Source organism: Colwellia ponticola, assembly GCF_005885605.1.
Taxonomy (GTDB): Bacteria; Pseudomonadota; Gammaproteobacteria; order Enterobacterales; family Alteromonadaceae; genus Colwellia; species Colwellia ponticola.
Map to the genome: position 1 here is coordinate 1 of NZ_SZVP01000188.1, position 423 is coordinate 423.

A 423-nucleotide genomic window follows, 5' to 3' on the forward strand; every position below is an offset into this window, starting at 1 on the left:
CGACAGCACTGTATTCGGGTCACGTCCAGCTTGTCAGTTCGCCCCTCCAACGCCACACTAGCGGACATGAAAAATGTCAGCCCGACCTACCTCAAGCACCAATTCCTGATCGCCATGCCCCATATGGCCGACCCGAACTTTGCGCAGACCTTGACCTACATCGTCGAGCACACGGCCAATGGTGCCATGGGGTTGGTGGTGAACCGCCCGCAGGCGCTGAACCTGGCCGATATCCTTGAACAGCTGCGTCCGGAGGTCGACCCGCCGGCCCGTTGCCAGGGCGTGCCGATCTACATCGGCGGGCCGGTGCAGACCGATCGCGGCTTTGTGCTGCACCCCACCGGGCCGAAGTTCCAGGCCACGGTGGACCTGGACGGAGTCTCGCTGTCCACCTCCCAGGACGTGCTGTTCGCCATCGCCGAC

The 423-nt window shown here is 63.6% G+C and carries 1 protein-coding gene; it reads left to right on the plus strand.

From position 1 onward, the window contains the following. Positions 1–66 precede the first annotated feature (66 nt). On the plus strand, positions 67–423 hold a 357-nt coding region (locus FCS21_RS16485; protein ID WP_138624539.1), incomplete at its 3' end, for a YqgE/AlgH family protein.